Below are 13,731 nucleotides of genomic sequence, written 5' to 3' on the forward strand. Positions count from 1 at the left end.
AACGCATGACCGACGCCCCCACCCGCATCCAGGTCGCCGGCAGCGCGGGCACCGCGCCGTACGAGGTCCTGGTCGGGCGCCAGCTGCTGGGCGAGCTGCCCGGACTGATCGGCACCCAGGCCAAGCGCGTGGCCGTGCTGCACCCCGAGGCGCTCGCCGAGACCGGGGAGGTGCTGCGCGCGGACCTGGCCGCACAGGGTTACGAGGCCATCGCGATCCAGCTCCCCAACGCGGAGGAGGCCAAGACCGTCGAGGTCGCGGCCTACTGCTGGAAGGCGCTCGGCCAGACCAGCTTCACCCGCACCGATGTGATCGTCGGCGTCGGCGGCGGCGCCACCACCGACGTGGCCGGCTTCGTCGCCGCCACCTGGCTGCGCGGCGTCCGCTGGATCGCCGTGCCCACCACCGTGCTGGCCATGGTCGACGCGGCCGTCGGCGGCAAGACCGGCATCAACACCGCCGAGGGCAAGAACCTCGTCGGCGCCTTCCACCCGCCGGCCGGCGTGCTGTGCGACCTGGCGGCCCTGGACTCGCTGCCGGTGCACGACTACGTCAGCGGCCTCGCCGAGGTCATCAAGGCCGGTTTCATCTCGGACCCGGCCATCCTCGACCTGATCGAGGCGGACCCGGAGGCGGCCCGTACGCCCGAGGGCCCGCACACCGCCGAGCTGATCGAGCGCGCGATCCGGGTCAAGGCCGAGGTCGTCTCCTCCGACCTCAAGGAGTCGGGCCTGCGGGAGATCCTCAACTACGGCCACACCCTCGCCCACGCCATCGAGAAGAACGAGCGCTACAACTGGCGGCACGGCGCGGCCGTCTCCGTCGGCATGGTCTTCGCCGCCGAGCTCGGCCGGATCGCCGGCCGGCTGGACGACGCGACCGCCGACCGGCACCGCGCGATCCTGGAGGCCGTGGGCCTGCCCGTCACCTACCGCGGCGACCAGTGGCCCAAGCTGGTGGAGAACATGAAGGTCGACAAGAAGTCCCGGGGCGACCGGCTGCGCTTCATCGTCCTCGACGGGCTCGCCAAGCCGACGGTCCTGGAGTCGCCGGACCCGGCGATGCTGCTGGCCGCGCACGCCGAGATCGCGGCGTGACCCCCGTGGCAGGAGCGGCCGGAGCGCGCCGGGTCCTCGTGCTCAACGGGCCGAACCTCGGCCGGCTCGGCTCCCGTGAGCCCGATGTGTACGGCGCGACCTCCTACGCGGGCCTGGTCGAGGAGTGCACCCGGCTCGGCAAGGAGCTCGGCTTCGCCGTCGAGGTCCGGGAGACCAACGACGAGGGCGAGCTGATCCGCTGGCTGCACGAGGCCGCCGACGGCTCGCTCCCGGTCGTCATCAACCCCGGTGCGTTCACGCACTACTCCTACGGGATGCGGGACGCGGCCGCGCAGCGCACGGCCCCGCTGATCGAGGTGCACATCTCGAACCCGTACGCCCGGGAGGAGTTCCGCCACACGTCCGTGATCGCGGCGGTGGCGAGCGGGACGGTCGCGGGGTTCGGCATCGGTTCGTACCGGCTGGCGCTGCGTGCGCTGGCGGAGGAACTCGGGGGCTGACGCGGGCGTTGCCACGACGGTGGTCGCGGGAACGGGCTCGGGTACGCTCCCGTCTGGCCGGGGGGTTGTTTTTTCCCCAGCCCCGCCCCTTCCCGCTGCATCCGATGTGCGGCTCCGCCGCGTGGCGGGGGCAAGCCCCCGGGCCCCCTTTTCCGCGCTGACGCGCGGTGACCTCAATCGCCGGGCGGGCTGAAAATCAGCCCGTCTGGGGGCACCTCCCAGCGGTAGCTGGGGGAGCTTGAGGACCGGGGTCCGGGGCGGAGCCCCGGTATCGGGAAGGGGCGGGGCAGGGGAGAAGGAACCTCCGGCCGACCACCCCGCGCCCCTTCACTTCGCCGCAACGAGACGGAGCCACCGGATGCAGCACCCCGTGGGACCGCCACCACCCCACGCCCCCGGCGTCCCCGCGGGCCAGGGCGGCCATCCCCCGATGCCCCCGCGCCCGCGGTGGGCCCCACCGGTCACTTCACCCTGCCCGCACCCCCGCCCCTCCCCGCCGCCCCGGCACCCCCGCAGCCCATGGCCGTCGCCGACCCCGCGCACGCCCCCGTGGCGGTGCTCCTCATCGGTCCGGCCGGGGCGGGCAAGACGACCGTGGCGCGGCACTGGGCCGACACCCGCCGGGTGCCCACGGCCCACATCAGCCTCGACGACGTCCGCGAATGGGTGCGGTCCGGCTTCGCCGACCCGCAGTCAGGCTGGAACGACCACTCCGAGGCGCAGTACCGCCTGGCCCGCCGCACCTGCGGCTTCGCCGCCCGGAACTTCCTCGCCAACGGCATCTCCTGCATCCTCGACGACGCCGTCTTCCCCGACCGGCCCGTGGTGGGCCTCGGCGGCTGGAAGCGGCACGTGGGCCCCGGTCTGCTGCCTGTGGTCCTGCTGCCGGGCCTGGAGGTCGTCCTGGAGCGCAACGCCGAGCGCTCCGGCAACCGCCGTCTGAGCGACGAGGAGGTCGCCCGGATCCACGGCCGGATGGCCGGCTGGTACGGCTCGGGCCTGCCCATCATCGACAACACCCAGCAGGACGTCGCCACCACCGGCCGCCTCCTGGACGACATCGTCGCCCGCGCCCTGACCGCCCCGCCCGGCCCCGGCCGGTAGCCCGGCCCGCGCGCCCGGTCGGACGCGCTGGGACGGCCGGGTGCCGGGCCCCGCCGTACGCTCGGAGGCATGTCCGAGGTGTACGCGGCTCGCCGCGCGCGGCTGCGTGAGCGCTGCGAGGCGGCCGGGAGCGAGGCCGCCCTGGTGTCCGGCGACGCCAACGTCCGGTATCTGGCCGGTGGTGCCCCGCCGGGTGCCACCCTGCTCGTGGGGGCCGGCCAGGACCTCCTGTGCTGCGCCACGGACCCCTTCGGGGACCGTGCGGCCGACCATCCCGCCGAGGACGTGCGGGTCCTGGTGCTGGCAGCGCCCGACGGCGACCCGGCCGTCGCCGCCGCCGAGCGGGCCGCCGAGGCGGGCGTCCGCTCGCTGGCGGTCGAGGAGCACCACCTCACCGTCGCCCGGCACCGCGCCCTGGGCTCGGTCGCGCCCCGGCTGCGCCTGGCCGACCTGGGCACGGCCGTGGAGCAGCAGCGGCTGGTCAAGGACCCCGAGGAGATCTCCGCGCTGCGGATCGCCTCGGAGATCGCCGATCAGGCCCTCGGCGAGCTCCTGGAGTCGATTCTCGTCGGCCGCACCGAGCGCCATCTGGCGCTGGAGCTGGAGCGCCGGCTGGTGGACCACGGCGCGGTCGGGCCGGCCTTCCCGACCTCGGTGGGTGCCGGGCCGAACTCCGGTCTCGCCGGGCACACGCCCACCGACCGGCGGGTCGAGGAGGGTGACTTCCTCAGCGTCTGCCTGGGTGCCGACTACCGGGGCTACCGCAGCGAGATCGCCCGTACGTTCGTCATCGGCACCGCCCCGGCGGACTGGCAGATCGAGCTGTACGACCAGGTCTTCGCGGCTCAGCGGGCCGGCCGGGAGGCCCTCGCGCCGGGCACTCCGTACCGCGACGTGGACCGGGCGGCGAGGGTCGTGCTGGAGGCCGCGGGGCACGGTGAGCGGCTCGGACCGGGCATCGGACACGGCGTGGGACTCGAAAACGACGAGGACCCTCGGCTGACGCCTTCGGCAATGGGTAAACTGGACGCTTGCGTGCCGGTCACCGTAGATCCGGGGGTTCACCTCCCGGGGCGCGGCGGGGTCCGGATCGATGACACGCTCGTCGTCCGCTCAGAAGCGGACGGCGGACCCGAGCTACTCACCATTACGACCAAAGAGCTGCTCGCGCTCTGACGGGCGCACCGCACTTTCTGGTTCCACCAGCCCAGGAGATACCGCAACCGTGGCATCCACGAACGACCTCAAGAACGGCATGGTGCTCAAGCTCGACGGGGGCCAGCTCTGGTCCGTCGTCGAGTTCCAGCACGTCAAGCCCGGCAAGGGCCCCGCCTTCGTCCGTACGAAGCTGAAGAACGTGCTCTCCGGCAAGGTCGTCGACAAGACCTTCAACGCGGGCGTGAAGGTCGAGACGGCCACCGTTGACCGCCGCGACATGCAGTTCTCGTACATGGACGGCGAGTACTTCGTCTTCATGGACATGCAGACCTTCGACCAGCTGATGGTCGACCGCAAGACCGTCGGCGACGCCGCCAACTTCCTGCTCGAGGGCTTCACGGCCACCGTGGCCGCGCACGAGGGCGAGGTGCTCTACGTCGAGCTGCCGGCCGCCGTCGAGCTCGTCATCGAGCACACCGAGCCGGGTGTCCAGGGCGACCGTTCCACCGGTGGCTCGAAGCCCGCGCGACTGGAGACCGGCTACGAGATCCAGGTCCCGCTCTTCATCACCACCGGTGAGAAGATCAAGGTCGACACTCGCACCGGTGATTACCTCGGTCGGGTGAACAGCTAACCGTGGCCGCTCGCAGCAAGGCCCGTAAGCGCGCCTTCCAGATCCTCTTCGAGGCCGATCAGCGCGGGATCACCGTGCAGAACGTCCTCGCCGACTGGATCCGGCACTCGCGGTCCGACGACCGGCAGCCGCCGGTCAATGAGTACACCATGCAGCTGGTCGAGGGGTACGCCGAGCACGTCGCCCGTATCGACGAGCTGATCGCCACCTACGCGGTCGACTGGGACCTGGACCGGATGCCGGTCGCGGACCGGAACATCGTGCGGCTCGGTGCCTACGAGCTGATCTGGGAGGACGGCACTCCGGACGCGGTCGCGATCGACGAGGCGGTGCAGCTCGCCAAGGAGTTCTCGACCGATGACTCGCCGGCCTTCGTCAACGGCCTGCTCGGCCGCTTCAAGGAGCTCAAGCCGAGTCTCCGCCGGGCATGACGAAACCGCCGTGGGGGGCGGGAAACCCATCGGGTTTCCCGCCCCCCACGGCGGTTCGTTTTTTATGACCGGGACGGCTAGGCGTCCTCGTGCTGGACGGCGCGGCGCGCGTCGGCGTCCAGGACGCCCCAGCTGATCAGCTGCTCGGTGAGCACCGAGGGCGACTGGTCGTAGATCACGGCAAGAGTGCGGAGGTCGTCCTGGCGGATCGACAGGACCTTGCCGTTGTAATCGCCACGCTGGCTCTGGATGGTCGCCGCGTAACGCTGGAGCGGGCCCGCCTTCTCGGCCGGCACATGAGCCAGGCGCTCAAGGTCCAGGACCAGCTTCGGCGGCGGCTCGGCGGCCCCGCCGGGAGTGGTGCCCGGCAGCAGTTCCTGCACCGGAACGCCGTAGAAATCGGCCAGCTCGGCCAGGCGCTGGACGGTCACTGCACGGTCGCCGCGCTCGTACGAGCCCACTACGACGGCCTTCCAACGGCCCTGGGACTTCTCCTCGACGCCATGGAGGGAGAGGCCCTGCTGGGTGCGGATGGCGCGGAGCTTGGCCCCGAGCTGTTTGGCGTATTCGCTGGACATAAAGCTCCCCGGACGAAGACTGGTAACTCACTGTGAGGTTACGCAGCGTAATCTGACTTCGTCAAGCCGAATGGTCCACAGCATCCCCCGTCAGGGGCGATGGCGCCTGTTCAGCGCGGACCCTGGTAACGTGAAACCGTTAATCCGACGTCCTTTAAAGTCCGTCCCGTGAGGCGGAGAAGGAGGTCCGTTTCGTATGGACGCACACCGTGACGCAAACCCTCCGGGTTCCGTCTCCGCCCGTCCCGTGCTCGAAGCACCGGACATCGCCCGGGTCCTGACCCGTATCGCCCACGAGATCGTCGAACGCGCCAAGGGCGCCGACGACGTGGTGCTCCTCGGCATCCCCACCCGCGGGGTCTTCCTCGCCCGCCGGCTGGCCGCCAAGCTCGAAGAGATCACCGGCGGAAAGATGCCGGTCGGCTCCCTCGACATCACCATGTACCGCGACGACCTGCGGCTGCGGCCCGCCCGCGCGCTGGCCCGCACCGAGATCCCCGGTGAGGGCGTCGACGGCCGTCTGGTGATCCTCGTCGACGACGTGCTCTTCTCCGGCCGCACGATCCGCGCCGCGCTCGACGCGCTGGGCGACATCGGCCGCCCGCGCGCCGTCCAGCTCGCCGTCCTCGTCGACCGGGGCCACCGCGAGCTCCCGATCCGCGCCGACTACGTCGGCAAGAACCTCCCCACGTCGCTGCGGGAGACGGTCAAGGTCCAGCTCACCGAGGAGGACGGCCGCGACAGCGTGCTCCTCGGCACGCGCGAGACCACCCCGGCCGAGCAGTAGCAGCCCCCGCGGACCCGGTGCGCCCGGGCCCGTGAAGCCGCATGCCCGGCTGTTGCCCGTTCATATCCCCCCACACCTCCTCGACCACGGAGCAACCGGATGAAGCGCCACCTCATCTCGGCCGCCGACCTCACGCGCGACGACGCCGTCCTGATCCTCGACACCGCCGAGGAGATGGCCCGGGTCGCCGACCGGCCGATCAAGAAACTCCCGACCCTGCGCGGCCGCACCGTCGTCAACCTCTTCTTCGAGGACTCGACGCGCACCCGCATCTCCTTCGAGGCCGCCGCCAAGCGGCTCTCCGCCGACGTCATCAACTTCTCCGCCAAGGGCTCCTCGGTCTCCAAGGGCGAGTCGCTCAAGGACACCGCCCTGACGCTGGAGGCCATGGGCGCGGACGCCGTCGTCATCCGCCACCACGCCTCCGGTGCGCCCTACCGGCTCGCCAACTCCGGCTGGATCGACGGCGCCGTCGTCAACGCCGGCGACGGCACCCACGAGCACCCCACCCAGGCGCTGCTGGACGCCTTCACCATGCGCCGCCGCCTGGTCGGCCGCGACGCCGGCCTCGGCCGGGACCTGTCCGGCCGCCGGATCACGATCGTCGGCGACGTCCTGCACAGCCGGGTGGCCCGCTCCAACGTCCACCTGCTGACCACCCTCGGCGCCGAGGTCACCCTGGTGGCACCGCCCACCCTGGTGCCGGTGGGCGTCGAGACCTGGCCCTGCGAGGTCAGCTACGACCTGGACACCGTGCTGCCGAAGTCCGACGCCGTGATGATGCTGCGGGTGCAGCGCGAGCGGATGAACGCGGCCTTCTTCCCGACCGAGCGCGAGTACGCGCGCCGGTACGGCCTGGACGGCGACCGCATGGCGAAGATGCCCGAGCACGCGATCGTGATGCACCCCGGCCCGATGAACCGCGGCATGGAGATCACCGCCGAGGTCGCCGACTCCGACCGCTGCACGGCCGTGGAGCAGGTCGCCAACGGCGTCAGCACCCGCATGGCCGTCCTCTACCTGCTGCTGGGCGGCTCCGGGCCGGCCGTCAGCACGAACAACGCCCGCACCGAGGAGAACAACTGATGTCCAAGATCCTGATCCGTGGTGCGAAGGTCCTCGGCGGCGAGCCGCAGGACGTCCTGATCGACGGCGAGACCATCGCCGAGGTGGGCACCGGCCTCTCCGCCGAGGGCGCCCAGGTGATCGAGGCCGACGGCAAGATCCTGCTGCCCGGCCTGGTCGACCTGCACACCCACCTGCGCGAGCCCGGCCGCGAGGACTCCGAGACCGTCCTCACCGGCACCCGCGCCGCCGCCGGCGGCGGCTTCACCGCCGTCTTCGCGATGGCCAACACCTTCCCCGTGGCCGACACCGCCGGCGTCGTCGAGCAGGTCTGGCGCCTGGGCAAGGAGTCCGGCTACTGCGACGTGCAGCCCATCGGCGCCGTCACCGTCGGCCTGGAGGGCAAGCAGCTCTCCGAGCTCGGCGCCATGCACGAGTCCGCCGCCGGGGTCACCGTCTTCTCCGACGACGGCAAGTGCGTCGACGACGCCGTGATCATGCGCCGCGCCCTGGAGTACGTGAAGGCGTTCGGCGGCGTCGTCGCCCAGCACGCCCAGGAGCCCCGCCTCACCGAGGGCGCCCAGATGAACGAGGGCGTCGTCTCCGCCGAGCTGGGCCTCGGCGGCTGGCCCGCCGTCGCCGAGGAGTCGGTCATCGCCCGCGATGTCCTCCTCGCCGAGCACGTCGGCTCCCGGGTGCACATCTGCCACCTCTCCACGGCCGGCTCCGTCGAGATCGTCCGCTGGGCCAAGTCCCGCGGCATCGACGTCACCGCCGAGGTCACCCCGCACCACCTGCTCCTCACCGACGACCTGGTCCGCTCGTACAACCCCGTCTACAAGGTGAACCCGCCGCTGCGCACCGAGCGCGACGTCATGGCGCTGCGCGAGGCGCTGGCCGACGGCACGATCGACATCGTCGCCACCGACCACGCCCCGCACCCGCACGAGGACAAGGACTGCGAGTGGGCCGCGGCCGCCATGGGCATGGTCGGCCTGGAGACCGCGCTCTCCGTCGTCCAGCACACGATGGTCGAGACCGGGCTGCTGGACTGGGCCGGCGTCGCCGACCGGATGTCCGCCACCCCCGCCCGCATCGGCAGCCTCCCCGGCCACGGCCGCCCCATCGCTCCCGGGGAGCCCGCCAACCTCACGCTGGTCGATTCGGCTTACCGTGGTGTCGTGGACCCCGCGGGCTTCGCCTCCCGCAGCCGGAACACCCCTTACGAGGGGCGAGAGCTGCCGGGTCGCGTCACCCACACCTTCCTGCGGGGCCGCGCGACGGTCGTGGACGGGAAACTGGCGTGACACCTCTGCACACTCTGACAACGCTCGCAGCTGAGGAGAAGTCCCAGCAGGTGACCGACTGGGCCGCACGCATCGGCTGGGTCGTGGGACTGCTGCTCTTCATCGCGCTCGTCTACTGGCTGATGCGCGAGGGCTGGAAGTGGCGCGGCACGCTCCAGGGCGACCTGCCCGAGCTGCCCACCGCCCCCGCCGAGCCCGGCGCGGCCACCCTGACGATGGCGGGCCGCTACCACGGCTCCACCACCGCCGGGCAGTGGCTCGACCGCATCGTGGCCCGTGGCCTCGGCACCCGCAGCCGGGCCGAGCTCACCCTGACGGACCAGGGCGTCGACGTCGTACGGCCCGGCGCGGAGGACTTCTTCATCCCCGCCGCCGCGCTCCGCGGCGCCCGCCTCGACAAGGGCATCGCCGGCAAGGTCCTCGCCGAGGGCGGCCTGCTGGTGATCACCTGGGAGCACGGCGGCCGGGAGATCGACTCCGGGTTCCGCTCCGACCGGGCCGCCGAGCACGCGGCCTGGGTCGAGGCCCTCACCGCACAGCACCACTCGAACCGACACGACATGGAAGGCGCACGATGACGACCTCCACCAGGGGAGCCGCGCACGCTCCCGCCGTACTCGTCCTGGAGGACGGCCGGATGTTCCGCGGCCGCGCCTACGGGGCCGTGGGGGTGACCTTCGGCGAGGCGGTGTTCTCCACCGGCATGACCGGCTACCAGGAGACCCTGACCGACCCCTCGTACCACCGCCAGGTGGTCGTCATGACCGCCCCGCACGTCGGCAACACCGGCGTGAACGACGAGGACCCCGAGTCCCAGCGGATCTGGGTCGCCGGCTACGTCGTCCGCGACCCCGCCCGGATGCCCTCCAACTGGCGCTCGCGCCGCTCCCTCGACGAGGAGCTGGTCAAGCAGGGCGTCGTCGGCATCAGCGGCATCGACACCCGCGCCCTCACCCGCCACCTGCGCGAGCGCGGCGCCATGCGCGTCGGCATCTTCTCCGGCAACAGCCTGCCCGACGAGGGCACGATGCTCGCCGAGGTCCGCCAGGCCCCCGAGATGCAGGGCGCCGACCTCTCCGCCGAGGTCGCCACCAAGGAGACCTACGTGGTCCCCGCGATCGGCGCGAAGAAGTTCACCGTCGCCGCGATCGACCTCGGCATCAAGGGCATGACCCCGCACCGGATGGCCGAGCGCGGCATCGAGGTGCACGTGCTGCCCGCCACGGCGACGCTCGACGACGTCTACGCCGTCAACCCCGACGGCGTGTTCTTCTCCAACGGCCCCGGCGACCCCGCCACCGCCGACCACCCCGTCTCCGTGATGCGCGGGGTGCTGGAGCGGAAGACCCCGCTCTTCGGCATCTGCTTCGGCAACCAGATCCTGGGCCGCGCCCTCGGCTTCGGCACCTACAAGCTGAAGTACGGCCACCGCGGCATCAACCAGCCCGTGCAGGACCGCACGACCGGCAAGGTCGAGGTCACCGCGCACAACCACGGCTTCGCCGTCGACGCCCCGCTCGACGCGCCGACCGACACGCCCTACGGCCGGGTGGAGGTCTCCCACGTGTGTCTCAACGACAACGTGGTGGAAGGCCTCCAGCTGCTCGACCAGCCGGCTTTCAGCGTCCAGTACCACCCCGAAGCAGCGGCGGGCCCGCACGACGCCGCCTACCTGTTCGACCGCTTCGTGACCCTGATGGAGGGCCAGCGTGCCTAAGCGCACCGACATCCAGTCCGTTCTGGTCATCGGCTCCGGCCCGATCGTCATCGGCCAGGCCGCCGAGTTCGACTACTCCGGCACCCAGGCCTGCCGCGTCCTGAAGTCCGAGGGCCTGCGGGTCATCCTGGTCAACTCCAACCCGGCCACGATCATGACCGACCCGGAGATCGCCGACGCCACGTACGTCGAGCCGATCACCCCGGAGTTCGTCGAGAAGATCATCGCCAAGGAGCGCCCCGACGCCCTCCTGCCCACCCTCGGCGGCCAGACCGCGCTCAACACCGCGATCTCCATGCACGAGAACGGCGTCCTGGAGAAGTACGGCGTCGAGCTGATCGGCGCCAACGTCGAGGCGATCCACAAGGGTGAGGACCGCGACCTGTTCAAGGGCGTCGTCGAAGCCGTCCACGCCAAGATCGGCCACGGTGAGTCCGCCCGCTCGGTCATCTGCCACACCATGGACGAGGTCGTCGCGGGCGTCGACACCCTCGGCGGCTACCCCGTCGTCGTCCGCCCCTCCTTCACCATGGGCGGCGCCGGCTCCGGCTTCGCCCACGACGAGGAGGAGCTGCGCCGCATCGCCGGCCAGGGCCTCACGCTCTCCCCGACCACCGAGGTGCTCCTGGAGGAGTCCATCCTCGGCTGGAAGGAGTACGAGCTGGAGCTGATGCGCGACAAGAACGACAACGTCGTGGTCGTCTGCTCCATCGAGAACTTCGACCCGATGGGCGTGCACACCGGTGACTCGATCACCGTCGCCCCGGCGATGACCCTCACCGACCGCGAGTACCAGCGGCTGCGCGACATCGGCATCGCGATCATCCGCGAGGTCGGCGTCGACACCGGCGGCTGCAACATCCAGTTCGCGGTGAACCCCGAGGACGGCCGGATCATCGTCATCGAGATGAACCCGCGCGTCTCCCGCTCCTCGGCGCTCGCCTCCAAGGCCACCGGCTTCCCGATCGCCAAGATCGCGGCCCGCCTCGCCGTCGGCTACACGCTGGACGAGATCCCCAACGACATCACCGAGAAGACCCCGGCCTCCTTCGAGCCCACGCTCGACTACGTCGTGGTCAAGGCCCCCCGCTTCGCCTTCGAGAAGTTCCCGGCCGCCGACGCCACCCTCACCACCACCATGAAGTCGGTGGGCGAGGCCATGGCCATCGGCCGCAACTTCACCGAGGCGCTCCAGAAGTCCCTGCGCTCGCTGGAGAAGAAGGGCTCGCAGTTCGACTTCGTCTCCGTGCCCGGCGACAAGGCGGAGCTGCTGGCGAAGTCCGTCGTCCCCACGGACGGCCGGATCAACACGGTCATGGCGGCGATCCGCGCCGGCGCCACGCCCGAGGAGGTCTTCGACGCCACGAAGATCGACCCGTGGTTCGTCGACCAGCTCTTCCTGATCAACGAGATCGCCGAGGAGGTCCGCACCGCCGAGAAGCTGGAGCCGGGCATCCTCGCCGAGGCCAAGCGGCACGGCTTCTCCGACGCCCAGATCGCCGGCATCCGCGGCCTGCGCGAGGACGTCGTCCGCGAGGTCCGCCACGCGCTCGGCGTCCGCCCGGTCTACAAGACGGTCGACACCTGCGCCGCCGAGTTCGCCGCGAAGACCCCGTACTTCTACTCGTCCTACGACGAGGAGACCGAGGTCGCGCCGCGTGAGAAGCCCGCCGTGATCATCCTGGGCTCGGGCCCGAACCGCATCGGCCAGGGCATCGAGTTCGACTACTCCTGCGTCCACGCCTCCTTCGCGCTCAGCGAGGCGGGCTACGAGACCGTGATGGTCAACTGCAACCCCGAGACCGTCTCCACCGACTACGACACCTCCGACCGGCTCTACTTCGAGCCGCTCACCCTGGAGGACGTCCTGGAGATCGTGCACGCCGAGACCCTCGCCGGTCCCGTCGCGGGCGTCGTCGTCCAGCTCGGCGGCCAGACCCCGCTCGGCCTCGCCCAGGCGCTCAAGGACAACGGCGTGCCGATCGTCGGCACCTCGCCCGAGGCCATCGACCTCGCCGAGGAGCGCGGCGCCTTCGGCCGCGTGCTCACCGAGGCCGGGCTGCCCGCGCCGAAGTACGGCACGGCCTTCTCCTTCGACGAGGCCAAGGCCATCGCCACCGAGATCGGCTACCCGGTCATGGTCCGCCCGTCCTACGTCCTTGGCGGCCGCGGCATGGAGATCGTCTACGACGAGCCCTCCCTCGGCGGCTACCTGGAGCGGCACGCCGGCCTGATCTCCGAGCACCCGGTCCTCATCGACCGCTTCCTCGACGATGCCATCGAGATCGACGTCGACGCGCTCTACGACGGCGAGGAGCTCTACCTCGGCGGCGTCATGGAGCACATCGAGGAGGCCGGCATCCACTCCGGCGACTCCGCTTGCGCGCTGCCCCCGATCACCCTCGGCGGCCACGACATCAAGCGGCTGCGCGCCTCCTCCGAGGCGATCGCCAAGGGCGTCGGCGTGCGCGGACTGATCAACATCCAGTTCGCCATGGCCGGGGACATCCTCTACGTCCTGGAGGCCAACCCGCGCGCCTCCCGCACGGTCCCCTTCACCTCCAAGGCGACCGCCGTGCCGCTGGCCAAGGCCGCCGCCCGCATCTCGCTGGGCGCCACCGTCGCCGAGCTGCGCGCCGAGGGCATGCTGCCCCGGGAGGGCGACGGCGGCACCCTGCCGCTGGACGCGCCGATCTCCGTCAAGGAGGCCGTGATGCCGTGGTCGCGCTTCCGCGACGCCTCCGGCCGCGGCGTGGACACCGTCCTCGGCCCGGAGATGCGCTCCACCGGCGAGGTCATGGGCATCGACACGGTCTTCGGCACGGCGTACGCCAAGTCGCAGGCCGGTGCCTACGGCGCGCTGCCCACCAAGGGCCGCGCGTTCGTCTCCGTCGCCAACCGCGACAAGCGCTCGATGATCTTCCCGGCCCGTGAGCTGGTCGCCCACGGCTTCGAGCTGCTGGCCACCTCCGGCACCGCCGAGGTCCTCAAGCGCAACGGCATCAACGCCACCGTCGTGCGCAAGCAGAGCGAGGGCGAGGGCCCCAACGGCGAGAAGACGATCGTCCAGCTCATCCACGACGGCCAGGTCGACCTGATCGTCAACACCCCGTACGGCACCGGCGGCCGTCTCGACGGCTACGAGATCCGCACCGCCGCGGTCGCCCGCGCGGTCCCGTGCCTGACCACGGTCCAGGCGCTCGCCGCCGCCGTCCAGGGCATCGAGGCACTCACCCGCGGCGACGTCGGCGTCCGTTCCCTCCAGGAACACGCCGGAGCGCTCACCGCCGCCCGCGAGGCGTAGGGCACAGGAGGGGGACACCGACCGGTGTCCCCCTCTTCATGAAGCCCCTCCACGGGCCCGCACGGGCCCGCTCATGAGCCCTCACGGG

Annotated in this window: 13 protein-coding genes; 12 read left to right on the top strand and 1 reads right to left on the bottom strand. The window is 71.4% G+C overall.

Annotated features, from left to right (window positions below; genetic code table 11):
* The first annotated feature begins 5 nt into the window (after window positions 1-5).
* The 6 genes from aroB to nusB all read left to right on the top strand — a co-directional run bounded on the left by aroB (window position 6) and on the right by nusB (window position 4,885).
* Window positions 6-1,097: a 3-dehydroquinate synthase gene (gene aroB, locus SMD11_RS27305; RefSeq protein WP_087928974.1), complete on the top strand. Its 1,092-nt coding sequence runs from the start codon at window positions 6-8 to the stop codon at window positions 1,095-1,097.
* A 5-nt stretch (window positions 1,098-1,102) separates the two neighbouring features.
* On the top strand, window positions 1,103-1,558 hold the full coding sequence (gene aroQ, locus SMD11_RS27310) for a type II 3-dehydroquinate dehydratase (RefSeq protein WP_087930756.1): 456 nt from the start codon (window positions 1,103-1,105) through the stop codon (window positions 1,556-1,558).
* A 228-nt stretch (window positions 1,559-1,786) separates the two neighbouring features.
* Entirely contained in the window at window positions 1,787-2,662 is an 876-nt protein-coding gene (locus SMD11_RS27315) for an AAA family ATPase (RefSeq protein WP_418952539.1), read from the top strand.
* A gap of 69 nt (window positions 2,663-2,731) precedes the next feature.
* Window positions 2,732-3,838, top strand: coding sequence for a M24 family metallopeptidase (locus SMD11_RS27320; protein ID WP_087928975.1), 1,107 nt, complete (start codon window positions 2,732-2,734; stop codon window positions 3,836-3,838).
* 49 nt (window positions 3,839-3,887) lie between these two features.
* On the top strand, window positions 3,888-4,454 hold the full coding sequence (gene efp, locus SMD11_RS27325; protein WP_087928976.1) for an elongation factor P: 567 nt from the start codon (window positions 3,888-3,890) through the stop codon (window positions 4,452-4,454).
* Between the two features lie 2 nt (window positions 4,455-4,456).
* Entirely contained in the window at window positions 4,457-4,885 is a 429-nt protein-coding gene (gene nusB, locus SMD11_RS27330; protein ID WP_087928977.1) for a transcription antitermination factor NusB, read from the top strand.
* A 77-nt stretch (window positions 4,886-4,962) separates the two neighbouring features.
* Here nusB and bldD read toward each other — a convergent pair whose 3' ends face one another.
* Complete coding sequence (gene bldD / locus SMD11_RS27335; protein ID WP_004948690.1) at window positions 4,963-5,463, bottom strand: transcriptional regulator BldD; 501 nt, start codon at window positions 5,461-5,463, stop codon at window positions 4,963-4,965.
* A gap of 196 nt (window positions 5,464-5,659) precedes the next feature.
* Between bldD and pyrR the strand changes: the two genes are divergently transcribed.
* From pyrR to carB, 6 genes are all read left to right on the top strand, one after another.
* Entirely contained in the window at window positions 5,660-6,250 is a 591-nt protein-coding gene (pyrR, locus tag SMD11_RS27340) for a bifunctional pyr operon transcriptional regulator/uracil phosphoribosyltransferase PyrR (RefSeq protein WP_087928978.1), read from the top strand.
* A gap of 99 nt (window positions 6,251-6,349) precedes the next feature.
* Entirely contained in the window at window positions 6,350-7,336 is a 987-nt protein-coding gene (locus SMD11_RS27345) for an aspartate carbamoyltransferase catalytic subunit (RefSeq protein ID WP_087928979.1), read from the top strand.
* The gene (locus SMD11_RS27350; RefSeq protein ID WP_087928980.1) at window positions 7,336-8,622 is read left to right on the top strand and encodes a dihydroorotase; all 1,287 of its coding nucleotides are present in this window, start codon (window positions 7,336-7,338) and stop codon (window positions 8,620-8,622) included. The genes SMD11_RS27345 and SMD11_RS27350 overlap by 1 nt, the downstream gene beginning before the upstream one ends.
* Complete coding sequence (locus SMD11_RS27355; protein WP_087928981.1) at window positions 8,619-9,200, top strand: hypothetical protein; 582 nt, start codon at window positions 8,619-8,621, stop codon at window positions 9,198-9,200. The genes SMD11_RS27350 and SMD11_RS27355 overlap by 4 nt, the downstream gene beginning before the upstream one ends.
* Entirely contained in the window at window positions 9,197-10,339 is a 1,143-nt protein-coding gene (carA, locus tag SMD11_RS27360; RefSeq protein WP_087928982.1) for a glutamine-hydrolyzing carbamoyl-phosphate synthase small subunit, read from the top strand. Before SMD11_RS27355 ends, carA begins: the two co-directional genes overlap by 4 nt.
* Window positions 10,332-13,643: a carbamoyl-phosphate synthase large subunit gene (gene carB, locus SMD11_RS27365; protein ID WP_087928983.1), complete on the top strand. Its 3,312-nt coding sequence runs from the start codon at window positions 10,332-10,334 to the stop codon at window positions 13,641-13,643. Before carA ends, carB begins: the two co-directional genes overlap by 8 nt.
* Window positions 13,644-13,731 lie beyond the last annotated feature (88 nt).

The sequence above is a fragment of the Streptomyces albireticuli genome, from assembly GCF_002192455.1.
In the GTDB taxonomy this organism is placed as follows: Bacteria; Actinomycetota; Actinomycetes; order Streptomycetales; family Streptomycetaceae; genus Streptomyces; species Streptomyces albireticuli_B.

Excerpts from the sequence above, each read along its gene's own strand:
- aroB (WP_087928974.1), top strand. The coding sequence starts at position 6 with ATGACCGACGCCCCCACCCGCATCCAGGTCGCCGGCAGCGCGGGCACC.
- SMD11_RS27320 (WP_087928975.1), top strand. The coding sequence starts at position 2,732 with ATGTCCGAGGTGTACGCGGCTCGCCGCGCGCGGCTGCGTGAGCGCTGC.
- bldD (WP_004948690.1), bottom strand. The coding sequence starts at position 5,463 with ATGTCCAGCGAATACGCCAAACAGCTCGGGGCCAAGCTCCGCGCCATC.
- pyrR (WP_087928978.1), top strand. The coding sequence starts at position 5,660 with ATGGACGCACACCGTGACGCAAACCCTCCGGGTTCCGTCTCCGCCCGT.
- SMD11_RS27345 (WP_087928979.1), top strand. The coding sequence starts at position 6,350 with ATGAAGCGCCACCTCATCTCGGCCGCCGACCTCACGCGCGACGACGCC.
- SMD11_RS27350 (WP_087928980.1), top strand. The coding sequence starts at position 7,336 with ATGTCCAAGATCCTGATCCGTGGTGCGAAGGTCCTCGGCGGCGAGCCG.
- carA (WP_087928982.1), top strand. The coding sequence starts at position 9,197 with ATGACGACCTCCACCAGGGGAGCCGCGCACGCTCCCGCCGTACTCGTC.